The 25,967-nt window shown below is 72.8% G+C and carries 2 protein-coding genes (1 of these 2 running past the window's edge); both read right to left on the reverse strand.

Translation table 11 applies throughout. The annotated features are described in order from the left end of the window. Entirely contained in the window at positions 1-23,634 is a 23,634-nt protein-coding gene (locus OOK34_RS02290; protein WP_267032185.1) for a non-ribosomal peptide synthase/polyketide synthase, read from the reverse strand. Next, positions 23,631-25,967, reverse strand: the 3' portion of a protein-coding gene (locus OOK34_RS02295) for a non-ribosomal peptide synthetase (protein WP_267032186.1). The gene runs 2,673 nt beyond the window's last position; 2,337 of the gene's 5,010 nt are visible here — the last part of the coding sequence; its start codon lies off the right edge, out of view — the gene reads right to left on this strand; the stop codon is at positions 23,631-23,633. The genes OOK34_RS02290 and OOK34_RS02295 overlap by 4 nt, the downstream gene beginning before the upstream one ends.

Consider the following 25,967-nt stretch of genomic DNA (forward strand, 5'->3'; position numbering starts at 1 on the left):
TCAGTCCTGCGCGTCGGGGTTGACCCGGCCCACCTCCCACAGGCGGGCCAGCTCGCCCTGGGCGGCCCATCGGTCCTGTTCGCGTACGGCTGCCATCAGCCACTTGAGGACCGGCCGGGCGTGCTCGGCGTTGGCGAGCATCACCAGGCCCGTGCCGGACTCGATCTGGCTGAGCGCCATGGCGCGGTAGCCGGCGGTCTGGCCGGTGTGGCCGTAGTCGACGCCGCCGCCCGAGCGGTCCACGAAGACGCCCATGCCGTAGAAGTGGCAGGGTTCGACGATGGTGAGCATCCGCTCGGTCAGCTCGCGGGTGAGGATCCGGGACGGCAGCCCCCGGTGGGCGCGGCGGATCTCGGTGGTCACCCGGGCCAGTTCGGCGGCGGTGGTCCACAGCCCGGCCGCGGCGGTCTCCGGGTGGGCCTGCCAGCCGCCGGGGTGGGCGACCCCGGGTGCGTCGTGGCCGTGGGCGACCGGCCGGCCGAGGACGGTCGGGTCGGCGTTGACGAAGTGGCTGGCCGTCATCCCCAGCGGGTCCAGGACCAGCTCCCGCATCAGCTCGGGGAAGGGCTTGCCGGTGACGTCCTCCATCAGCTGCGCGAGCACGGTGTAGCTGATGTTGTTCTTCAGGAACACCTGGCCGGGGATGCCGTCCAGGGTGCCGGCCGGGGTCTTGGCCGGGGCCCGGCCGAGCAGGACGTCGAGGCCGGTGGGCAGCTCTTCGTCGGGGGTGTAGTAGTGGTCGTCCGGGTTGTCGGTGATGTTGTTGACGGCTCCGGTGAAGCGCAGCAGCCGTTCGGCGGTGACCGGGTCGGCGGGGTCGGTGCCGGGGACCTGCCAGGAGGTCAGGTAGCGGTTGACGTCCTCGTCGAGGTCGATGACCCCGTCCTTGGCGAGCCTCATGACGCCCAGGGCGGTGACGTGCTTGCTGACCGAGCCGGCCGGGAAGAGCGTGTCGGGGGTGACCCGCTCGGTCCCGCCGTGGCGGGTCAGGCCGTACGCCCTGACCTCGGCGACCTCTCCGTCGCGGATGACGGCGACGGAGACGCCGGGCACCTGGTGCTCGGCCATCACCGCTTCCGGCGAGGGGAGTTCGGCGGGCTTCTCGGACACCACCCGCAGTCCGAGGGTGTCCTGGTGTGCCATGACCAGGCGCAGCGCCTCGGCCAGGGCGTCCGCGTCGGCCGCCGGGGCGGCGGGGGCCGGGTCGACGGCGGCCGCCAGCTCGGCGAGGGTCTCGTTCTCGTACAGGGTGCTGAGCGAGAAGACGAGTCCGGCCCTGCGGGCCGCCGAGATCACCGGCAGGACGAGGATCGAGTCGCCGCCGAGCGCGAAGAAGCTGTCGTCGAGGCCGACCCGCTCCACGCCGAGGACCTCGGACCAGACGCCGGCGAGCAGCTTCTGGACCTCGCTGACCGGCTCCCGGTAGGGCACGCCGGAGGTGAGCTGGGACTGGTCGGGTGCGGGCAGTGCCTTGCGGTCGACCTTGCCGGAGACCGCGAGCGGCAGCTCGTCGAGGGTGACGAAGACCGGCGGGACCATGTAGGCGGGCAGCCGGGTCCGCAGGTGGGCGGCGAGGTCGGCGGGGGTGGGCGCGGCGGCCGCGTCCTGCGCGACGACGTAGCCGACGAGCCGGCGCTCCCCCGGGCCGTCCTGGCGGGCCAGGACCACGGCGTCCTTGACGCCGGGGGCGAGCAGCAGCACGGCCTCGATCTCGCCGAGTTCGACGCGGTAGCCGCGGATCTTGACCTGGTCGTCGCGGCGGCCCAGGAAGTCCAGGGTGCCGTCGGAGCGGAACCTGGCCAGGTCCCCGGTGCGGTAGAGGCGCCGGCCCGGCTCGTCGGTGAAGGGGTGCGGCACGAACTTCTCCGCGGTCAGCGCGGGCCGCCCGTGGTAGCCGCGGGCCACTCCGTCCCCGCCGAGGTGGAGCTCGCCGACCGTCCCGACCGGGACCGGCTGTCCTTCCGCGTCCAGCACGTACACCTGGGTGTTGGTGATGGGGCGGCCGATCGGCACCGGCCGGCCGGAGTCGGTCTCCTCGGCCGTGGCGTCGTGGACGACGCAGCCGACCACGGTCTCCGTCGGCCCGTACTCGTTGATGATCCGGGCGTTCGGGGCGACCCGCCGCCAGGCGGCGACCGCCTCGGCCTTCATCTCCTCGCCGCCGACCACGAAGGTGCGCACGGAGTCGATGCCGCCGGCTTCGCCGACCTCGGTGGTGACCAGGTCGAGGTGGGCCGGGGTGATCTTCACGATGCTGAAGTCGCCGTCGCCGCGCAGCAGTTCGGGCAGGGCCTCCTGGCCCCGGTCACCCGGTACGACGACCACGTCGCGGCCCGAGAGCAGCGGGAGCAGGAAGCTGGGAACGGCCAGGTCGAAGGCGATCGAGCCGAACATCGGGGCGCCGTGCGCACCGTCCATGCCGTAGTGGCCGAGCGCCCAGTCCAGGTAGTTGGCCAGACCGTGGTGGGTGACCAGGACGCCCTTGGGGCGGCCGGTGGAGCCCGAGGTGTAGATGGTGTAGGCGAGGTCGTCGCCGTCCACGGTCACGAGCGGGTCGTGCCCGGGGCGGGCCGCGATCGCCGCCGCGTCCCGGTCGGTGCAGACCGTACGGGCCCGCGTGGCGGGCGCGCCGGCCAGGTGGTGTTCCTGGGTGATCAGGACGCTCGCCGCGCTGTCGGCGAGCTGGTGGGCCATCCGGTCGGCGGGGGCCTCCGGGTCGAGCGGCAGGTAGGCGGCGCCCGCCTTGAGCACGCCGAGGACCGCCACGAGCTGGTCGGTGCCCCGGTCGGCGAGGACTCCGACGAAGTCGCCGCGCCGCACTCCCGAGTCGATCAGGTGGTGGGCCATCCGGTTGGCGGCGGTGTCCAGGGCGCCGTACGTGGTGCGCTGGTCCCCGACGGTCACCGCGACGGCCTCGGGGGTGGCCGCGGCGCGCTCGGCGATGCGGTGGTGCACGGGGCGGCTGTCGAAGGCGCTGCCGGTGGTGCCGGCCCACTCCCCCAGCAGCCGCTCCCGCTCACCGGCCGGCAGCAGGACCGTCCTGGCGTCGCCGTCGAGGTCGTCGACGATCGCGTCCAGGGCCGCCCGGTACATGGCGCCGAGGCGGTCGGCCTCGGCCCGGGTCATGATCCGGGAGTTGGTCAGCAGCCCGAGTTCGCCCGCCATGGTGGTGACCGCGAGGTCGAACTCGGTGCCTCCCTCGCGGACGCTGCTGCTCATGTCCATGAGGTCGGTGTCGATCTGCCGGAAGTCCAGGTAGTTGAAGAAGACGTCGATGATGCGGCGGCTGCCGGCCTCGCGCTGTACCTCCGGGAGCGGGAAGCGGCGGTTGGGCCACAGTTGCGTCTCGGTGGCGAAGACCCCCTGGATCAGCTCCCGCCAGGTGCGGGCGCCGCGCCGGAAGGGGATCGGCAGGGTGGTGAGGTACATCCCGACGACCTTCTCGGCGCCGGGCGCCTCGGGCCGGGCGTCGCACACCAGGCCGCTGTAGAAGGCGTCCTCCTCGGTGAGCTGGCCGAGCACCTTCAGGTGCGCGGCGAGCAGCACGCTCTTGACGGGCACGTCGGCGTCCTTGGCCGCCGCGCGGATCCGGTCCTGGATGTCGCGCAGGGACACCTCGACCGAGTACGTACGCGCCTCCTCGCCGTCGGCGGGCTCCTCGCCCCAGGCGGCGGGCAGCGTGAACCGGGCGTGGTCCTCCACGACCCCGCGCCAGTAGGCGCGCTCCTGCGGGGAGGCCAGCGACTCCAGTTCGCCGGCGATGAAGTCGGCGTACCGCAGGAGCGGCCGCTCGGGGTCCACGGGCCGGCCGCCGGCGCGGAGCTCGCCGTAGGCGGTCAGCACCTCCATCCAGATGTTGTAGTGGCTCCAGCCCTCGATGATCGTGTGGTTGAGGCTGACGAACAGCCGCCAGCCGGAGTCGCTGACCGCCGCCGCCAGGCGCAGCAGCGTCGGCCGGCTCACGTCGAAGGAGTTCTCCTGCTCCTCGATGCTGATCTCGGCGACCCGCAGCGCCACCTGGTCGGGGGTGAGCCCGGTCAGGTCGTGGAAGGCCACCGGCATCTCGGCGGTCTCGTACACGAGCTGCATCGGCACGGAGAAGGTCTCCAGGTCGACGCCGGTGCGCAGGGCCTCGTGCCGGGCGGTGACCAGCTGGGCCGCCGTGTGGAGGGCCTGGCGGTCGAAGGGGTGGCCGTCCTTGATGTCGAAGGAGGTGGTGTGGTGGTAGGTGCCCGTGCCACTGGAGCCGAGCTGTTCGACCAGCATGCCGGTCTGCAGCTGGGCGAGCGGGTAGGCGTCCGACACGCCGGCCGGGAGCAGGGCCCGGTCCTCGTCGCCGATCAGCTCGAACGGGGCGACGTAGTGCAGTTCGGCGCTCTCCCGTCCGGCGGTGGCCTCGGCCAGCTTCGCGACGGTGCGGTGCTCGAAGACGTCGCTGACGGTGGCCTCGAAGCCCGCCGCCTTCAGCGCGCCGACGAGGGTGACGGCGCGGATCGAGTCGCCGCCCAGGTCGAAGAAGCCGTCCTCGACGCCGATCCGGTCGAGGCCGAGCACCTCGCCCCACACCTCGGCCATCCGGGCCTCGGTCGCGTTGCGCGGGGCCACGCTCTCGCCGCCCGCGGCCAGCGCGTCCGCGTCGGGGACGGGCAGGGAGCGGGTGTCGAGCTTGCCGTGGGCGGTGAGCGGCAGCCGGTCCAGGGCGACGAAGGCGGCCGGGACCATGTACTCGGGCAGCAGCGGCAACAGGTGCTCGCGCAGCTCGGCCGGTGAGGTGGCCGTGTCGGCGGCGGTGACCGTGTAGGCGACGAGGCGCTTGTCGCCCGGGGTGTCCTCGCGGAGCACCACGACGGCCTCGGTGACGTCCGCGTGGGTGCGCAGGGCCGACTCGACCTCGCCGAGCTCGATGCGGAAGCCGCGCAGCTTGACCTGGTGGTCGGCGCGTCCCACGAAGTCGAGCGTGCCGTCCGGCAGCCAGCGCACGATGTCGCCGGTGCGGTACATCCGCTCGCCCGGCGCCCCGAAGGGGTTCGGTACGAAGCGCTCGGCGGTCAGGCCGGCCCGGCCGTGGTAGCCGCGGGCCAGACCGGCGCCGCCGACGCACAGCTCTCCGGGGACGCCGCGGGGGACGAGCCGGAACTCACTGTCGACGACGTACGCGGTGGAGTTGTGGACGGGGACGCCGATCGGGACGGAGTGCGCGGCCCCGTCGACGGAGGTGATCACCTGGACGGTGGAGAAGGTGGTGTTCTCCGTCGGGCCGTACATGTTGACGAGGCGTTCGGGGCCGCCTGCGGCCAGCAGGGTCCGCACGGTGGCGGCGTCGGCCGCCTCTCCGCCGAAGCCCACGGTCCGCAGGGCGCCGAGGGCGGCGGGCACGGTCCGCGCCACGTGGTTGAAGAGGGAGGTGGTCAGGAACAGGGTGGTGACGCCGCGGCCGGCGACGGTCTCGGCCAGCGCGTGCGGGTCCAGGACGGTGTCGCGGTCGATGATCTCCAGGCGGGCGCCGGTCAGCAGGGCGCTCCAGATCTCGGCCGTGGCGGCGTCGAAGGAGACGCTGGAGGCGTGGGACACCACGTCGTCCGGGCCGACGGCGAGGGAGGCGTCCTGGGTGACGGTACGGACGACACCGCGATGGGTGATCATCGTGGCCTTGGGCGTGCCCGTCGAGCCGGAGGTGTACATCACGTACGCCAACTGGTCCTGGTGGACGGCGGGGAGCTCCACCCGGGCCGGTCGTCCGCCGGCCCCGTCCGGGCCCACCGTGACGACGGGTCCGCTCCAGCCGGCGGGGGGCTCCGTGCGACCGTCGGTGACGAGGACCGCGGCTCCCGAGTCCGCCAGCATGAACTCCTTGCGGTCGGCCGGGTAGGCCGGGTCCACCGGAAGGTAGGCGGCGCCCGCCTTGAGGACGGCGAGCAGGGTGAGCGGGAGCAGCTCCGAGCGGTCCATGCTGACCGCGACGGCCGTCTCCCGTCCGGCGCCGGCGGCGGTCAGGGCGGCCGCCAGCCGGTCGGTGCGCCGGTCGAGTTCGGTGTAGGTGAGCCGGGTGTCCCCGTACGAGACGGCCACCTTCTCCGGGTGCTGCGCCACCTGGGCGGCGAACAGGCCGGTGATGGTCCCGTCGATCGGGGTGGCGCGGGCGGTGCCCCAGCCGAGCAGCAGCTCCTCCTCGCCGGACACCAGCGGGGCGAGGGCGTCGCCCTCGGCGTCGGCGGCCATCGCCAGGACGACCTCGCGGTACATCGCGGCGATCCGCCCGGCCTCGGCCCGCGAGAGGACCCCGGTGTGGGTGGCCAGGCCGAACCGGCCTCCGGTGGTGGTGACGATCAGGGCGAACTCGGTGGCGGCGGCGCCGTCGCTGGCGCCGGCGTCGATCTCGCCGCTGTCGATGCGCTGGTAGTCCTGGTAGTTGAAGGTGACGTCGATCAGGCGGTGGCCGCCAGCCTCGCGCTGGATGACGGGCAGCGGGTAGCGGCGGTGGGACCAGTCGGCGGCCTCCCGCCCGTAGACCTGCGCCACCAGTTCGCGCCAGGTGCCCGCCCCGCGTTCGAAGGCGAAGGGGACGGTGTTGAGGTGCATGCCGAGCACGCGCTCGGCGCCCACGGCCTCGGGCCGGGCGTCGGTGGCGAGACCGGTGCTGAACCGCTCCTGGCCGGTGAGCCGGGAGAGGACCGAGAGGTGCACGGCGTGCAGGACGGCCTTCATCGAGGCGCGGGCCGCGTGGGCCAGCTCCCGCAGGGCGGGCTCGACGTCGGCGAACGGCGCCCGGACCGTGAAGGGCTCGGGATCGCCCTGGGTGTCCCCCCAGCCGGCGGGCAGCTCGAAGGGCTCGTAGTCCGCGGTGACCGCGCGCCAGTGCGCGCGGTCCTCGTCCGAGGCCAGCGATTCCAGCTCGCCCGCCACGAAGTCGGCGTAGCGGACCCCGTGTCCGGGCCGCTCCCCCGGCTCGCCCGTGTCGCGTACCGACCGGTAGAGCTCGAGGAGTTCCGCCACCATCGTGTGGTGGCTCCAGCCCTCGGTGATGGCGTGGCTCTGGGTGAGCCCCAGCCACCAGGCGCCCTCACCCTCCAGGAGGGCGGTGACCCGCATCAGCGAGCGCGCTCCGGCGGCGAAGGGGGTGACCCGTTCCGCGGCGACGAACGCGGCGACCGCGTCGGCCCTGGCCTGCTCGTCGAGCCCGCGCAGGTCGCGCTCGGCGAGCTGCTGCCCGGCGTCCTCGTGGACCAGCTGGAGCGGTACGGAGTAGCCGGTCAGCTCGAAGGAGGTGCGCAGGACCTCGTGGCGGACGGTCAGCTCGGTCACGGCCCGGCGCAGCGCGTCCAGGTCGAGGGGCTGCTCGTCGCGCACCCGGAAGGCGCTGACGTTGACGTACTTCGGTGTTCCGGCGTCGGCGAGCTGCTCGACGAGGATGCCGAGCTGCCCCTGGGAGATTGGGTAGGCGTCGGTGAGGCCGGCGGGCAGGGCCGCCCGGTCGGCTTCGGGGAGCAGGGCGAAGGGGGCCACCGGCTCGAAGGCGGTGGCGTCGCCGCCCTCGGTGCCCAGCGCGGCCAGACCGGCGACGGTACGGGCGTCGAAGACGTCGCGGACGGTCAGGGCGTAGCCCGCCGCACGCAGCGCGCCCACGAGGGTGACGGCGCGGATGGAGTCGCCGCCGACCTCGAAGAAGCTGTCCTCGACGCCGGGCCGCTCCAGGCCGAGCACCTCGCCCCAGACCTCTGCGATGCGCCGCTCGTCCTCGGTACGGGGGCCGACGTGCGGCCGGCTCCCGGCCAGCGCCGCCCAGTCGGGGGCGGGCAGGGCCTTGCGGTCGACCTTGGTGTTGGAGACCAGCGGGATCTGCTCGAGCTCCGTGAAGGCGGCCGGGACCATGTAGTCCGGCAGCCGGGTACGGCAGTACTCGGCCAGCGCGGCCGGCGGGGGCAGCGCCTCGTCATCCGCGGCGACCACGTAGGCGGCGATCCTCGGGTCGCCGGGTGCGCTCGAGTCCGTGACGACGGCGGCCTGGCGGACCGCCGGGTGGGCGGTCAGCACGGCCTGGATCTCGCCGAGCTCCACGCGGTAGCCGCGGATCTTGACCTGGTCGTCCACCCGGCCGAGGAAGTCGACTCCGCCGTCGGGCATCAGCCGGCCGAGGTCGCCGGTGCGGTAGAGGCGGCTGCCGGGCTCGCCGAACGGGTCCGGCAGGAAGCGCTCCGCGGTGAGGCCGGGGCGGTTGGTGTAGCCGCGCGAGACCTGGGGGCCGCCCAGGTACAGCTCGCCGGGCACCCCGGCGGGGACCGGGTGGCCCTCCTGGTCGAGGACGAGGACGGTGGTGCCGGGCAGCGGGCGGCCGAGCGGGATGCCGGCCGGGTTCGCCAGGTCCTCCTCGGTGATCCGGTGGTGGGTCACCTGGACGGTGGCCTCCGTCGGCCCGTACAGCTCGACGAGCTGGGGCCGTTCCAGGCCGAACTGCTCGGTCCACGGCCGCAGGTCGGCGCCGGTGTGCTTCTCGCCGCCGAAGAACATGGCGCGCAGGTTCAGCCGGGAGATCCGGTCGTCGCCCTGCTGGGCGGCGGCCGCCATGCCCCGGAACGCGGAGGGGCTGTTGAGCAGGATCGTGAACCCCTCGGCGGCCGCGAGGTCGAGCAGCTCGTCGGGGTTGCGCGCGGTGTCCGGGCCGACGACGACGAGGCGGCTGCCGTGGGCCAGCGCCGACCAGATCTCGAAGACCGAGACGTCGAAGGCGTAGCTGTGGACGAGCGGCCACACCTGGTGCTCGTCGAGCGGGAACCGCTCGTGGGTGGCGCGCATCAGCCGCACCGCGTTGGCGTGGGTGACGCCGACGCCCTTCGGGGTGCCGGTGGAACCCGAGGTGTAGATCACGTAGGCGAGCTGCGCCGGGTCGGTGTCCTGCTCGGGGGCGGTGGCGGGGAGGGCGGCGAGCAGCCGCTCGTCCTCCTCGCCGTCCACCACGAGCAGGGCGCCGGTGTGGGCGGCGGCCGCCGTGGCGGCGTGCTCGGTGTCGGTGACGACGACCTTCGGGCCGAGGTCCTCGGCCATGAAGGCGAGCCGGGCGGCGGGCTGCGCCGGGTCCATCGGCAGGTACGCCGCGCCGGCCTTCAGCACACCGAGCAGGGACGGGACGAGCTGCGCTCCGCGGCCCACGCACAGGCCGACGACCGACTCGGCGCCGACGCCGAGTTCCCGCAGCCGGTGCGCGATCCGGTTGGACCGGGCGTCCAGTTCGGCGTAGCTGAGGGTGACCCCGGCGGCGGTGACCGCCCCGGCGTCGGGGCGCAGGGCCGCCTGGGCCGCGAAGAGCCCGTGCAGGGTGTCGGTGACCGCAGCGGCGGGGGCCACCGCGGGGATGACCAGGTCCCGGTCGGCCTGCGCCAGGAAGGTGACGCGGGCGTCGCCGTCCGGGTCGGCGGCCATGGCCTCCAGGACCGCCCGGTACGTCTCGGCGAGCCGGGCGGCCTCGGCGCGGCCGAGGTGGCGGGTGTCGGAGCGGAGCCCGATGTGTCCGCCGCGGGCCACGACGGCCAGCGGGAACTCGGTCGAGCCGATGCCGGTGCTGGCTTCCTCGTCGACCACCGCGGTGTCCACCTGGTGGAAGTCGAGGTAGTTGAAGACGGCGCTCAGCAGCCGGTTGCCGCCCACCGCGCGCTGGATGGCGGGCAGCGGGTGGCGCCGGTGGGGCCACAGGGCGCTCTCGCGGGCGAAGACCTGGGCGACGAGCTCGCGCCAGGTGCCGGCGGTGCGGTCGTGGGCGAAGGGCACGGTGTTCAGGTGCATGCCCGCGACCCGGTCGGCGCCGAGCAGCTCGGGCCGGGCGTCGAAGGCGAGCCCGGTGAAGAAGGAGCCCTCCTCGGTGAGCTGGCTCAGCACCTTGAGGTGGGCGGCCAGGATCACGCTCTTGTACGAGGCCCCGGCGGCCGTCGCCAGCTCGCGCAGCTTCGGCGCGAGGTCGTGGACGGGCACGTGGACCTGGTACGGCTCGTACGTCTGCGCTTCGGCCCCGAGCGGGTCGCCCCAGGCCGCCGGCAGTTCGAACCCGGCGTGGTCGGTGACGGTGGCGAGCCAGTACGCCTGGTCGTCCTCGTCCTCCAGCGAGGCGAGCTCGCCGGCGATGAAGTCGGCGTACCGGCCGGGCGTGGGCTCGGCCTCCTCGAAGGAGCCGGTGTCCACCAGCTGCCCGTAGAGGGAGACCAGTTCGTCCATGACGGAGTGGTAGCTCCAGCCCTCCAGGATCGGGTGGGCGTGGGTGAGCACCAGCCACCAGGACTCCTCGTCCTGGAGCACCGCGCGGGCCCGCAGCAGCGGGGGCCGCTCCAGGTCGAAGGGGGTGGCGCTCTCCTCCTCGTTCACCGCGCGCAGCGCGGCCGTGAACTCCTGCCCGGCCAGGGCGGTCAGGTCGGTGACGGTGACCGGGTTGGCGACCTGGGAGCGGACGACCTGGAGGGGGACGGAGTACCCGGTCAGGTCGAAGCCGGTGCGGAGCACCTCGTGGCGGGCGGTGAGCTCGTCGGTGGCCCGCTGGAGGGCGGTGGCGTCGAAGGGGCGGTCGTCGCGGATCCGGAAGGCGTCGACGTTGTGGTAGGCCGCGCTCTCCTCACCGAGGGCCATCTCGACGAGCATGCCGAGCTGGACCTGTGAGACCGGGTAGGCGTCCGCGGTGCCGGCCGGCAGGAGGGCCTGGTCCCCGGCGCCGATCAGGGCGAAGGGCTGCACGTAGCTGAAGGCCTCGACGGGGGCGTCCTGGCCGGATACGTGCCGGGCCAGTTCGGCGACGGTGCGGTGCTCGAAGACGTCCTGGACGGCCACCTGGAATCCGGCCGAGCGGATGGCTCCGACGAGGACGATGGCGCGGATGGAGTCGCCGCCGAGGTCGAAGAAGCTGTCCTCGACGCTGACCCGCTCCAGCCCGAGCGAGGCCGCCCAGGCTTCGGCGATCCGCTCCTCCACCTCCGTGCGCGGGGCGACGTACTCGGCCTGCGCGGAGACCTCGGGGGCGGGCAGTGAAGCGCGGTCGAGCTTGCCGGCGGTGTTGAGGGGCCAGGCCTCCAGCTCCACGAAGGCACCCGGGACCATGTAGTCGGGCAGGGCCTCGCGCAGGAAGGACCGTACGTCGCCCTGGTCGACCGCCTCGACCCCGGTGGCGGGGATGAGGTAGGCGACGAGCCAGGTGTCCCCGGACTCCTCGGTCCGGGCGATCACAGCAGCGTCCTTGACCTGCGGGTGGGCCAGCAGACGCGACTCGATCTCACCCAGCTCGATCCGGTAGCCACGGATCTTCACCTGGTGGTCCGTACGGCCCAGGAACTCGATCTCCCCGTCCACGAGGCGGCGGGCGAGGTCACCGGTCCGGTAGAGACGGGTGCCGGGGGCACCGAACGGATCGGGAACGAACCGCTCGGAGGTCAGGTCGGGGCGGGCCAGGTAGCCCTGGGCGACACCGTAACCGGCGATGCACAGTTCACCCACCACACCGACGGGGACCGGCTGCATGAAGGAATCCACGATGTACAGCTGGGTGTTGTCGATCGGCGCACCGATCGAGATCGCGGCCGGCTCGGCCGGGACCTCCCAGGTCGCCGACCAGATCGTCGTCTCCGTCGGGCCGTAGACATTCACCAGACGCGAGACGCGGCCCCGCAGTTCGCGGGCGAGTTCGACGGGCAGCGCCTCGCCACCCACCAGGGCGGTGACGGACGGGGTCGCGAACCCGGCCTCCAGGAGCAGCTTCCAGCCGGAGGGGGTCGCCTGGACGTGGGTGACCTGCTCGGAGGCGATCAGCCCGGCCAGGTCCTGGCCGTACTCGGCCACGACGACACGGTGGCCGCCGATGAGCGGGAGGTAGAGCTCGAGCCCGGAGATGTCGAAGGACACCGAGGTCGACGCCAGCCAGGACTCCACACCCTCGGCCTCACCCAGCACCCGGCGGATGCCGACGAGGAGGTTCCCGAGGGCGCCGTGCGTGACGGCCACGCCCTTCGGCCGGCCCGTCGAACCCGAGGTGTACAGCACGTACGCCACCGACGCCGGATCCGTGACCCGTACGACCGGCGCCGCCGAAGCCGCCCCGATCCGCTCGGCATCCGCGTCCACGAGGACCCGTACGCCGGAGTGGATCCCGGCCGCGGTCCCGGAGAGGGAGCTCTGGGTCACCAGCACGCGGGGAGCCGCGTCCTCGACGATCCCCGCCAGACGGGCGGCCGGGTGACCGGCGTCCATCGGCAGGTACGCCGCACCCGTCTTCTGGACGGCGAGGAGAGCGACCAACAGCTCCACCCCACGCTCCAGCAGCACGCCCACCACATCACCCGGAGCCACACCCAGCGAACCCAGATGCGCCGCCAGCTTCGAAGAACGCTCATCCAGCTCCGCATACGACAGCGACACCCCACCCGAGGTCACCGCCACCGCACCCGCAGCCTCCGCCACCCGGGCCGCGAACAACTCCGGCACACAACCCGCCGGCTCGTCCGTGGCCGTGTCGTTCCAGCGGGAGACGACCAGCACGTCCTCGTCGCCGGGCAGCCGGGTGGCGAGGGCGTCGCCGTCCGGGTCGGCGGCCATGGCCTCCAGGACCGCCCGGTACATCCCGGCGATCCGCTCCGCGTTCGGCCGCGCCAGTTCCTTCGCGTCGGCGGTCAGCATGAGGTGGCCGCCGAGGGTGGTGACGGCGAGCGGGAACTGCGAGGTGATGTCGCCCTGTTCGGCCGCGCCGTCCACGTCGATGAGGCCGGTGTCGACCTGGTGGTAGTTCTGGTACGTGAAGAGCACCTCGACCACGGACTGGCCGGTGTCGGCCAGCCGCTGGATGGACGGCAGCGGGTAGCGGCGGTGCTCCCACAGGTCCATCTCCTGCTCGAAGACCTGGCGTACCAGGGTCTTCCAGGTGGCCGCGCCCCGGTCGTGGGCGAAGGGCACCGTGTTGAGGTGCATGCCCAGCACCTTCTCGGCGCCGAGGAGTTCGGGCCTGGCGTCGAAGACGAGGCCGGCGGTGAAGGCGTCCTCTTCGGTGAGCTGGCTCATCACCTTCAGGTGGGCGGCGAGCAGCACGCTTTTATTCGACACGCGAGCACGCTCGGCGAGCGTGCGCAGACCGCTCTCCAGGTCGCCGTACGAGACGGGCAGCCGGTACGAGGCGGCCTCGGCGGAGCTGTCGCCCCAGCCGGCGGGGAGCGTCACGGCCGGGTGGCTGTGCACGGTCTCGGCCCAGTACGCGCGGTCGGCCTCGTCGGCGAGGGATTCGAGCTCGCCCGCGATGAAGTCGGCGTAGCGCACGGCGACGCTCTCGCGGCCGGCGTCGGGGTCCTGCCCGTCGCGCACGGCGCGGTACACGTCCAGGACCTCCATCAGGAGGGAGTGGTGGCTCCACCCCTCCAGGACGAGGTGACTGTGGGTGAGCGCGAGCGACCAGGCGTCCTCGCTCTCGACCAGACCGGCGACCCGCAACAGCGGGGCCGTGGCGAGGTCGAACCTCTGCGCCTCCTCGCCCTTGATGAAGGCGCGGACCGCATCGGTCGTGGCCTGTTCGTCGAGGGCGGTGAAGTCCCGGACCGTGAAGGGGATCCCGGCCTCGGAGTGCACCAGCTGCATGGGCACGGAGTACGTGGTCAGGTCGATGGACGTACGGAGGATCTCGTGCCGCGCCACGACGGTACGGGCCGCGGTCTCCAGCGCCTCGCGGGAGAAGGCGTGGCCGTCACGGATCCGGAAGGAGGTCACGCGGTGGTAGTCGTCACCGGCGCCCTCCAGCAGGACCTCGACCGCCATGCCCGTCTGGACCTGCGAGAGGGGGTAGGCGTCCGCCAGTCCCGCCGGTATTCGATCGCGGTCCTCAGCCGGTACGAGGGCGAAAGGGGCGGTACCCGCCTCCCCCCGGCCGTCGGCGGCCGCAGCGGCCACCACCGGCTCCGGAGCGGTCTGCTTCTGCTGGAGCAGGGCCAGCAGGTCCGCCACCGAGGTGTCCCCGGAGAGACCGCCGGACTCGAGGTCGATCCCGGCCGCGCGGAGCGCACCGGCCAGAGCCTCCGCCGCATCGGCGGGGGCCGTACGGATGTCGTTGTCCGACGGTGACACGCGGTCCTCCTGAGGTGCTTGTGACGCGAGGTGAACGGCCAGCTCGGCGACGGTCTGGTACGTGAAGATCGTGCGGACGGTCAGCGTGTAGCCGATCGCCTTGAGCGCTCCGACCAGCGACACCGCACGGATGGAGTCGCCGCCGAGGTCGAAGAAGCTGTCCTCGACGCTCACGCGCTCGAGCCCGAGAGCCGTTTCCCAGGCACTGGCGATCCTCGCCTCGTCGTCTGTGCGCGGGGCTATATATGCCGTTACGTCACTTCGGTCGGGGGCGGGCAGGGAAGCGCGGTCGAGCTTGCCGGCGGTGTTGAGGGGCCAGGCCTCCAGCTCCACGAAGGCGCCGGGGACCATGTAGTCGGGCAGGGTCTCGCGCAGGTGGGCGCGCAGCTCCGCCGCGTCCACGGCCTCGGCCCCCGGGGCGGGGATGAGGTAGGCGACGAGCCAGGTGTCCCCGGACTCCTCGGTCCGGGCGATCACCGCAGCGTCCTTGACCTGCGGGTGGGCCAGCAGACGCGACTCGATCTCACCCAGCTCGATCCGGTAGCCACGGATCTTCACCTGGTGGTCCGTACGGCCCAGGAACTCGATCTCCCCGTCCGCGAGGCGGCGGGCGAGGTCACCGGTCCGGTAGAGACGGGTGCCGGGGGCACCGAACGGGTCCGGGACGAACCGCTCCGCCGTCAGATCCGCCCTGCCGAGGTAGCCCTGCGCCACACCGTCACCGGCGATGCACAGCTCACCCACCACACCGACGGGGACCGGCTGCATGAAGGAATCCACGATGTACAGCTGGGTGTTGTCGATCGGCGCACCGATCGAGATCGCGGCCGGCTCGGCCGGGACCTCCCAGGTCGCCGACCAGATCGTCGTCTCCGTCGGGCCGTAGACGTTCACCAGACGCGAGACGCGGCCCCGCAGTTCGCGGGCGAGTTCGACGGGCAGCGCCTCGCCACCCACCAGGGCGGTGACGGACGGGGTCGCGAACCCGGCCTCCAGGAGCAGCTTCCAGCCCGAAGGCGTGGCCTGCACATGGCTGACGGACTCCGCGACGACCAGGTCGACCAGCTCCTCCTCCGCCTGGGCGATCACCACGCGGTGGCCGCCGATGAGCGGGAGGTAGAGCTCGAGCCCGGAGATGTCGAAGGACACAGAGGTCGAAGCCAGCCAGGACTCGGCCTGCCCCGCCTCACCCAGCACCCGGCGGATGCCCACCAGGAGGTTGCCGAGAGCGCCGTGCGTGACGGCCACGCCCTTCGGCCGGCCCGTCGAACCCGAGGTGTAGAGCACGTACGCCACCGACGCCGGATCCGTGACCCGTACGACCGGCGCCGCCGAAGCCACCCCGATCCGCTCGGCATCCGCGTCCACGAGGACCCGTACGCCGGAGTGGATCCCGGCCGCGGTCCCGGAGAGGGACTGCTGCGTCACCAGCACCCGCGGAGCCGCGTCCTCAACGATCCCCGCCAGACGGGCCACCGGGTGAGCCGCGTCCATCGGCAGATACGCCGCACCCGCCCTCTGAACCGCCAGCAGAGCCACCAACAGCTCCACCCCACGCTCCAGCAACACACCCACCACATCACCAGCAGCCACACCCAACGACCCCAGATGCGCCGCAAGCTTCGAAGAACGCTCATCCAGCTCCGCATACGACAGCGACACCCCACCCGAGGTCACCGCCACCGCACCCGCAGCCTCCGCCACCCGAGCCGCGAACAACTCCGGCACACAACCCGCCGGCACCCCAGCGGCAGAAACGTTCCAGCGATCCAGCACCAGCTCACGCTCACCCGCCGGCAACAACACCGCCCGGGCATCACCCCCACCGTCCGCCGCCATACCCTCCAGCACCAGCCGGTACATCGCCGCGATCCGCTCCGCGTTCGCACGGGAGACCGAGCGGCCGTCGGTGGTGAGGACGATGTAGCCACTGCGGGTGGCGACCATCAGCGGGAACTCGGTCGGCACCTCGTCGATGTCGCCGAGCTCGTCGACCTCGTCCCCGTCGACCTTGCTGAAGTCCTGGTAGTTGAAGTACACGTCCAACAGGCGCGCGCCTCCCGCGTCCCGCTGGATGGCGGGGAGCGGGTAGCGGCGGTGCGGCCACAGCTGTGTCTCCTGCTCGAAGACCTGAGCCACCAGCTCCTGCCAGCTGGCCGCCCGGCCCGCGTCGAAGGCGAACGGGACGGTGTTCAGGTGGAGGCCGTAGACGCGGTCGGCGCCCGGCAGTTCGGGCCGGGTGTCGCACACCAGGCCGGTGTGGAAGGCCGTCTCCTCGGTGAGCTGGCTCATCACCTTCAGGTGGGCGGCGAGCAGCACGCTCTTCATCGACACGCGGGCACGCCCCGCGAAGGCGCGCAGCCGCTCCTCCAGGTCGTGGACCGGGATCGGGATGCGGAATGCGGTGCCCTCGGCGACGGACTCGTCGCCCCAGCCCGACGGGACGGAGAACGACGCGTTGTCGGCGACGATCCCCTGCCAGTACGCCTGGTCGATGCCGGAGTTGACCGACTCCTGCTCGGCGGCGATGAAGTCCGCGAAGCGGCTCCCCTCGCCGGCGGCCGGCTCCGGCCGCCGGCCGTCCCGGAACGCCCGGTACAGATCGAGGAGTTCGGTGAGGAGCGAGTGGTAGCTCCAGCCCTCCAGGATCGGGTGGGCGTGGGTGAAGACCAGCTGCCAGTCCTCGCCCTCGCGGACCAGGGCGTTGACCCGGATCAGCGGCGGGACGGCCGTGTTGAAGGGGGTGGCGCGCTGCTCGTTCTCGCAGGCAGCGGCGGCCTCCTTCTGCGCCTCCTCGCCGAGGCCGGTGAGGTCGACCACGCCCGCGGTCGCCGGCGCGCTGCCGTGGACGACCTGGAGGGGGACGGAGTACCCGGTCAGGTCGAAGCCGGTGCGGAGCACCTCGTGGCGGGCGACGAGTTCGTCGGTGGCCCGCTGGAGGGCGGTGGCGTCGAAGGGGCGGTCGTCGCGGATCCGGAAGGCGTCGACGTTGTGGTACGCCGCACGCTCCTCACCGAGGGCCATCTCCACGAGCATGCCCAGCTGGACCTGTGAGACCGGGTAGGCGTCGACGGCGCTTCCGGGCAGCATCTCGCGGTCGAGCTCACCGATCAGCGCGAAGGGCCGGACGAGTTCGACGGCCTCGACGGGGGCGTCCTGGCCGGATACGTGCCGGGCCAGTTCGGCGACGGTGCGGTGCTCGAAGACGTCCTGGACGGCCACCTGGAATCCGGCCGAGCGGATGGCTCCGACGAGGACGATGGCGCGGATGGAGTCGCCGCCGAGGTCGAAGAAGCTGTCCTCGACGCTGACCCGCTCCAGCCCGAGGGCCGTGGCCCAGGCCTCGGCGATCCGCTCCTCCACCTCCGTGCGCGGGGCGACGTACTCGGCCTGCGCAGAGGCCTCGGGGGCGGGCAGTGAAGCGCGGTCGAGCTTGCCGGCGGTGTTGAGGGGCCAGGCCTCCAGCTCCACGAAGGCACCGGGGACCATGTAGTCCGGCAGGGCCTCGCGCAGGAAGGACCGTACGTCGCCCTGATCGACCGCTTCGACCCCGGTGGCGGGGATGAGGTAGGCGACCAGCCAGGTGTCCCCCGACTCTTCGGTCCGGGCGATCACCGCGGCGTCCTTGACCCGCGGGTGGGCCAGCAGACGCGACTCGATCTCACCCAGCTCGATCCGGTATCCACGGATCTTCACCTGGTGGTCCGTACGGCCCAGGAACTCGATCTCCCCGTCCGCCAGACGACGTACCAGGTCACCCGTCTTGTACAGACGCGTTCCCGCCGCACCGAACGGGTCCGGGACGAACCGCTCCGCCGTCAGATCCGCCCTGCCGAGGTAACCCTGCGCCACACCGTCACCGGCAATGCACAGCTCGCCCACCACACCGACCGGAACCGGCTCCATGAACGAATCCACGATGTACAGCTGGGTGTTGTCGATCGGCGCACCGATCGAGATCGCCGCCGGCTCCGCCGGGACCTCCCAGGTCGCCGACCAGATCGTCGTCTCCGTCGGACCGTAGACGTTCACCAGACGGGAAACCCTGCCCCGCAGCTCACGCGCCAGCGCCACCGGCAGCGCCTCGCCACCCACCAGAGCCGTCACCGACGCGCCCTCGAACCCGGCCTCCAGCAGCAGCTTCCAGCCGGAGGGGGTCGCCTGGACGTGGGTGAGGTGCTCGGTCTCCACGAGCTCCACGAGGTCCTGCCCGTAGGCCGCGATCACCACGCGGTGGCCGCCGATGAGCGGGAGGTAGAGCTCCAGCCCCGAGATGTCGAAGGACACCGAGGTCGACGCCAGCCAGGACTCCACACCTTCGGCGTCGCCCAGCACCCGGCGGATACCCACCAGGAGGTTGCCGAGAGCGCCGTGCGTGACGGCCACGCCCTTCGGCCGGCCCGTCGAACCCGAGGTGTACAGCACGTACGCCACCGACGCCGGATCGACCGGAGCCCACTGCCCCGGAACCGTGGCGGTGGCGATGACCTCCGCGTCCACGTCCACGAGGACCCGTACGCCGGAGTGGATCCCGGCCGCGGTCCCGGAGAGGGAGCTCTGGGTCACCAGCACCCGCGGAGCCGCGTCCTCAACGATCCCCGCCAGACGGGCCACCGGGTGACCGGCATCCATCGGCAGATACGCCGCACCCGCCCTCTGAACCGCCAGCAGAGCCACCAACAGCTCCACCCCACGCTCCAGCAGCACGCCCACCACATCACCCGGAGCCACACCCAACGAACCCAGATGCGACGCCAGCCGCGAAGAACGCTCATCCAGCTCCGCATACGACAGCGACACCCCACCCGAGGTCACCGCCACCGCACCCGCAGCCTCCGCCACCCGAGCCGCGAACAACTCCGGCACACAACCCGCCGGCACCCCAGTAACAGAAACGTTCCAGCGGTCCAGCACCAGCTCCCGCTCACCCGCCGGCAACAACACCGCCCGGGCATCACCCCCACCGTCCGCCGCCATACCCTCCAGCACCAGCCGGTACATCGCCGCGATCCGCTCCGCGTTGGCGGCCGACACCCAACGGCCGTTGGCCGTCACGATGATGTGGCCGCCGCGGCTGGAGACCGTCAGCGGGAACTCCGTCGGGCTGTCGTCGATCGCGGCCTCGTGGTCGACCAGGTCGGTGTCGACCTGGTGGAAGTCCTGGTAGTTGAAGTACACGTGCAGCAGCTGCTGGCCGCCGGAGAGCCGCTGGACGGCGGGCATCGGGAACCGGCGGTGCGGCCACAGCGCGACCTCGGCGGCGAAGACCTGGCCGACCAGCTCGCGCCAGGTGGCGGAGCGGCCGACGTCGAAGGCGAAGGGCAGGGTGTTGAGGTACATGCCGTAGACCCGGTCGGCGCCCAGGAGTTCGGGGCGCGCGTCGCAGACCAGACCGGTGTGGAAGGCCGTCTCCCCGGTCAGCTGGCTCATCACCTTCAGGTGGGCCGCCAGCATGACGCTCTTCATCGACACGTGTGCCCGGCCGGCGAAGGCGCGCAGGCGCTCCTCCAGGTCGTGCGTCGGGATCGCGGCCTGGTGGGTGGTGTGGGGGGCGTCCTCGCCGTCGCCCCAGCCGGCCGGAACCTCGAGCGGGGCGTACTCCCCCACCACGTGGCCCCAGTACGCCAGGTCCTCGGCGTCCTCCAGGGACTCCAGCTCGGCCGCGATGAAGTCGGCGAACCGGATCTCGGGCAGTGCCTCCTGCCGGGGGGTGCCGCCGTCGCGCAGGACGCCGTAGACGTGCAGGATCTCCATCAGGAGGGAGTGGTGGCTCCAGCCTTCGAGGACGGGGTGGCACTCGGTGATGGACAGCCACCAGCTGCCGTTGTCCGTGTCGTGTGCGAACAGCCGCATCAGGGTCGGTACGGACAGGTCGAAGACGTCGGCGCGCTCGCGGGCGGTGTAGGCGCGGACGGCGTCGCGGATCGCGGCCTCGTCGAGCCCGCGCAGCGACTGGTGGCCGACCGGCATCTCGGCGTGCGCGTGGACCAGCTGCATCGGCACCGAGTAGCCGGTGAGGGAGAGCGAGGTGCGCAGGACCTCGTGGCGGGCGACGACGAGGCGGGCGGCCTCGACCAGCGCGGAGTGCTGGTAGGGCCGCTCGTCGCGGATCCGGAAGCTGGTGACGTTGTGGTAGTTGTTCTGGCCGTTGTCGACCGACATCTCCAGCACCATGCCCGCCTGGACCTGCGAGAGCGGGTAGGCGTCGGTGACGCCGTCGGGCAGCAGGGCCCGGTCGGCCTCGCCGATGAGCGCGAAGGGCCGGACGGGGTCCGCGACGACGGCCGGGGCCGGGCGTCCGGTGAGCAGCTCGGCGAGGCGGGCGACGGTGCGGTGCTCGAAGACGTCCCGTACGGCGATGTCGTATCCCGCCGCCCGGACCGCGCCGACGAGGGCGACGGCGCGGATGGAGTCTCCGCCGAGGTCGAAGAAGCCGTCGTCGACGCCGACGCGGTCCGCGCCGAGGACCTCGGCCCAGACCTCGGCGAGCCGCTCCTCGGTGGGTGTGCGGGGGGCGGTGTAGGCGCCGCCGGCTCGGCGGGACTCGCCGCCCGGGGCCGGCAGGGCGCGCCGGTCGAGCTTGCCGTTGGTGGTGAGCGGCAGCCGTTCGAGGGTGACGAAGGCCGCCGGGACCATGTAGGAGGGCAGGTCGGCGCCGAGGAGTTCGCGCAGTTCGGCGGGCTCGTAGGAGACCTCGGGGGCCAGAACGGTGTAGGCGACCAGTTCCTTCTGGCCGGGGGTGTCCTCGCGCAGGACGACGACGGCGTCGCGGATCCCGTCGAGTTCCATCAGCGCGGCCTGGATCTCGCCGAGTTCGACGCGGTAGCCGCGGATCTTGATCTGGCCGTCGGCGCGGCCGAGGAACTCCAGTGAGCCGTCGGCGAGTCTGCGGGCGATGTCGCCGCTGCGGTAGAGGCGGGCGCCCGCCGGCCCGTACGGGTCGGGTACGAAGCGTTCCGCGGTGAGCGCGGGGCGGCCGAGGTAGCCGCGGGCGACGCCCGGGCCCGCGACGTGGATCTCGCCGAAGACGCCGACGGGTACGGGCTGTCCCCACGCGTCGAGCAGGTGGACGCGCAGGTCGGCGAGGGGGACGCCGATGGGGTTGGCGGCGTCGGCCGCGAGGTCGGCCGGGCCCACCTTGTAGTAGGTGGTGTGGACGGTGGTCTCGGTGATCCCGTACATGTTGAGCAGGGCCGGCCGGTCGAGGCCGAGCCGGTCCACCCACGGCTGGAGGTCGGGGACCTGGAGCTTCTCGCCCGCGAAGACGACGGCCCGGAGCTTCAGCCGGCCGATCCGCTCGTCGCCGTCGGCGGCGGCGCCGACGAGGGAGCGGAAGGCGGAGGGGGTCTGGTTGAGCACGGTGACCTGCTGGTCCACGAGCAGGTCGAGGAACTCGTCGGGCGAGCGGGTCACGGCGGCGGGTACGACCACGAGCTTGCCGCCGTGCAGCAGGGCGCCCCACATCTCCCAGACGGACACGTCGAAGGCGTAGCTGTGGAAGAGCGGCCAGACGTCGGTCGTGGCGAACCCGTAGTGGCGGTAGGCCGTGGTGAGCAGCCGCAGGACGTTGCGGTGGCTGAGGCAGACGCCCTTGGGCCGGCCGGTGGAGCCCGAGGTGTAGATGACGTAGATCAGCTGATCAGGGTGACCAGCCAGCGCCGGATTCGAGTCCGGAAGAGCGCTCCACTCCTCGGTCCCGCGCTCCTGGTCGAGTACGACGAGCTGGCCGTCATGGATGCCCTCCAGCATCGGAGCGTGCGCGGATTCGGTCAGTACGACGTGGGCTCGCGCGTCGCCGAGCACGTAGCCGAGCCGGTCGGCCGGGTTGGCCGGGTCCAGCGGGAGGTAGCCGGCGCCGGACTTGAGGACGCCGAGGATCGAGGGCAGCAGTTCGCCGCCGCGCTCGACGCAGATGCCGACGAGCTGATCGGGGCCGGCGCCGAGGGCGCGCAGCCGGTGGGCGATGCGGTTGGCGCGGGCGTTGAGTTCGGCGTACGTGAGCTCGACGCCGTCGGCGAGGACGGCGACGGCGTCGGGGGTGGCGGCCGCCTGGGCTTCGAACACCTCGTGGACGAAGCGTCCGTCGGCGTCCTCGGCGTCCAGCCGGTCCACGACGACGGCCAGTTCCCCGGCCTCGAGGACGGTCAGGTCGGACAGCCGGGCTGCGGGGGTGGCGGCGATCGAGTGCAGCAGCCGGACCAGGTGGCGGGTGAAGCGTTCCACGGTCGGCGCGTCGAAGAGGGCCGTGGCGTACTCGAACTGTCCGCGCAGGGAGCCGTCCGGGGCCTCCTCGATCTGGAGCTGGAGGTCGAAGCGGGCCACGGAGGCCGGTACGTCGAAGGGCTCGACGGTGGCGCCGGGCAGGTCGTAGGCGGCGGTGCGGGACTCGTGGAGGGTGAAGGCGGCCTGGAACAGCGGTGTACGGGAGAGGTCGCGTTCGGGCTGGAGTTCGTCGACCAGCCGGGCGAAGGGCATCTCCTGGTGGTCGAAGGAGTCGAGGACGACGCTGCGGTTGCGGTCCAGGAGCGCGTCGAAGCGCGGGTCCCCGTCCCAGGTGGCGCGCATGACGAGGCTGTTGATGCCGTAGCCGATGAGCTGCTGGAGCTCGGGGCGGACGCGTCCGGAGACCACGGTGCCGACGGCGATGTCGGTGCCGCCGGTGTACTTGGCGAGCAGGGCCTGGTAGGCGGTGAGCAGCACCGTGAACAGGGTGGTGCGGTGGGTGGCGGCGAGGTCCCGCAGCTGTGCGCCGAGCGGGTCGGGGAGGGCGAAGCGGGCGGTGGCGCCCGCCGTGTCGCGCACGGCGGGGCGGGGCCGGTCGGTGGGCAGTTCGAGGGGGGCGATGCCGTCGAGGGCGGTGCGCCAGTGGTCGAGGTGCGCCTGGAGGGCGGGGCCGGTGGTGCGCCCGGCCTGCCAGTCGGCGTAGTCGGCGTACTGGAGGGGCAGTGCGGCGGCGGGGGTCTGGCCCCGGTAGTAGGTGCTGAGGTCGCGGGCGAAGATCTGGGTGGACCAGGCGTCGCAGGCGATGTGGTGGAAGATCAGCGCGAGGACGTGGTGCTCGGGGGTGATCCGTACGAGGTGGACGCGCAGGGGCCATTCGGTGGCCAGGTCGAAGGCGTGGCGGGCGTGGCCGGCCGCGAGGCGGGTGGCTTCGGCCTCGCGGGTGTCCTCGGGGAGGCCGGTGAGGTCCTCGGTGGAGAAGGGCACGGGTCCGGCGGGGTCGACGAGCTGGACCGGCTGGCCCGCGAGGAAGTCGTAGCGGGTGCGCAGGACCTCGTGGCGGGCGGCGACGGAGTCGACGGCGCGGCGCAGGGCGTCCTCGTCGAGGGGGCCGGTGATGCGCAGGGTGAGCGGCACGAGGTACTCGTGGCTGTCGGGCTCCAGGCGCTGGAGGAACCACATCTGCTGCTGGCCCGGGGAGAGCAGCAGGGGCCGGCTCCGGTCGGCGGTGGGGATGGCCATGGGCTGCGCGGCGCTGCTGCCCGTGCGGCTGCCGCCGGAGAGGCGGCGCAGCAGTTCAGCGCGGAGCCGCTCGCTGGTGGGGGTCTGCTCGGCGCTGGTGGTCATGCGGACTGCTCCTTCGTCTGCGAAGAGGTGGCGAGTGCGTCGGCGGCTTCGAGGCGGTCGAGTTCGGCCTGGACCTGGGCCTCGACGGCGCGGGCGAGACGGGCCACGGTGGGGCCCTCGAAGAGGGCGCGCAGGGGCAGCGCGACCTGGAATTCGTTCTGGATGCCGGAGATCAGGCGGATGCCGAGGATGGAGTTGCCTCCGCCGGTGAAGAAGTCCTCGTCCATGTCGGGTTCGGCGCCGAGGAGTCCGGTCCAGATGGCGGCGATGCGTTCCTCGACGATGTCCCGGGGGGCGGTGCGTTCCTTGGCCTGTCCGGCGTCGGCGGCCGGGTCGGGCAGGGCGGCGCGGTCGAGTTTGCCGTTGGCGGTGAGGGGGATGGCGGTGAGCTCGGCGAACGCCGAGGGGATCATGTATTCGGGCAGGGTGCGGGCGCAGTGCGCGGTGAGTTCGGCGCTGTCGGGCAGCCGGCTCCCGTCGGCGGGCACGGCGTAGGCGGTGAGTGCGCGGCCGGCCAGGACGACCGCCTCCCGGACGGCGGGGTGGGCGGTGAGCACGGCTTCGATCTCGCCGGGTTCGATGCGGTGGCCGCGGATCTTGATCTGGTGGTCGATGCGGCCGAGGAACTCGACGGTGCCGTCGGGGAGCTGGCGGGCCAGGTCGCCGCTGCGGTAGAAGCGGTCGCCGGGTGCTCCGTAGGGGTCGGGCAGGAAGCGTTCGGCGGTCAGGGCGGGCCGGCCGGTGTAGCCGCGGCCGACGCCGGTGCCGCCCACGTACAGCTCGCCGACCGCGCCGAGCGGTACGGGGCGCAGCTCGCCGTCCAGGACGTACATGGACAGGCCGGGCAGCGGGCGGCCGATCGGGACGGTGCCCTCGACGGGGGCGTCGACGGGGTGGACGCAGGTGCCGACGGAGCATTCGGTGGGGCCGTACTCGTTGACGAGGCGGCCGGGTCCGAGGAGCGTCAGCCAGCGGGAGGCCGCTTCGCCGGGGAAGGCCTCGCCCGCGACCAGGACCACCTCGGCGAGGCCGGCGGCCTGCTCGTCGGTGAGCTGCTGGGAGAGGATCTCCAGGTGCCCGGGGGTCAGCTTGAGGAAGCTGTAGGGGGCGTGTGCGGTGAGGGCCGCGCCGAGGTGGGCGAGGTCGAGGTCGGCGGGCAGCAGGTGGAGCGGCTGTCCGGCGACGAGGGCGGCGTACAGGTTGGGCACGACCAGGTCGAAGGCCGTGGAGGAGAAGAGGGCGGCGCCTCCGCTGCCGCGCGCGGCGAGGTCGCGGGCGGCCCAGGCGACGTGGTTGGCCAGGCCCCGGTGCTCGACGCGGACGCCCTTGGGGCGGCCGGTGGAGCCGGACGTGAAGATGACGTAGGCGGTGGCGCGCGGGTCGAGGCGGCGCGGCGGCGGGCTCGTGGGCAGGGCGCCCAGGAGGTCGTGGTCCCGGTCCACGACGACGAGTTCGCCGGGGAAGACCGGGGCGAGGCGGGCACCGTGCTCGGCCGAGGTGACCAGGACGCCGGCGCCCGCGTCGGCGAGCATCGCGGCGATCCGCTCGGCGGGGTGTTCGGGGTCGAGGGGCAGGTAGCCGCCGCCGGTCTTCCAGGCGGCGAGGAAGGCGGTGAGCTGCTCGGGGCCCCGGTCGAGGAGGACGCCGACGACCGACTCGGTGGAGGCGGCGGAGCCGCGCAGCCGGTGGGCGAGCTGGTTGGCGGCGCCGTCGAGGGCGCCGAAGGTCATCTCGCGGGCGCCGGTGAGCGCGATCGCCCCGGGGTCCTGTGCGGCCCGCGCCTCGAAGAGTTCCAGGACGGTGACGTCGGCCGGGTCGGCGACGGTCTGTCCGGCGCCCTCGTTCCATTCGACGAGCTGGCGGTGGCGTTCACCGGCGGTGAGCAGGTCGAAGTCGGCGAGGCGGGTGTCCGGGGCCTGGACGGCCTGCTCGATCAGGCGCAGCAGCCGGCCGGCGAGCCGCTCGACGGTGGCGGTCTCGAAGAGGGAGGTGGCGAACTCCAGGACGCCCGCGACGGCGCCGTCGTGGCGGGGCCGCAGGAAGAGGCTGAGGTCGGTCTTGGCGATGCGCCAGGAGCCGGCGAGGTCGGCCAGGTCGGTGAAGTCGACGCCCGCGGTGGTGAGTTCCGCGTCGAGCAGGTCGAAGGCGGCCTGGTAGACGGGGGTGCGGGACGGGTCGCGGCCCTCCTGGACCTCTTCGACCAGCCGGTCGAAGGGGAGTTCCTGGTGGGCGAAGGCCTCGAGGGTGGTGGCGCGGACCCGGTCGAGCGCTTCGGCGAAGGTGAGGCCGCCGCTCAGGTCGCAGCGCAGCGGCAGCGAGTTGAGGAAGAAGCC

Origin of the sequence: Streptomyces sp. NBC_00091, from assembly GCF_026343185.1 — a bacterium.
Classification (GTDB): Bacteria; Actinomycetota; Actinomycetes; order Streptomycetales; family Streptomycetaceae; genus Streptomyces.

Coding starts and splice junctions, on each gene's coding strand:
- OOK34_RS02290 (WP_267032185.1), bottom strand. CDS start 23,634: ATGACCACCAGCGCCGAGCAGACCCCCACCAGCGAGCGGCTCCGCGCT.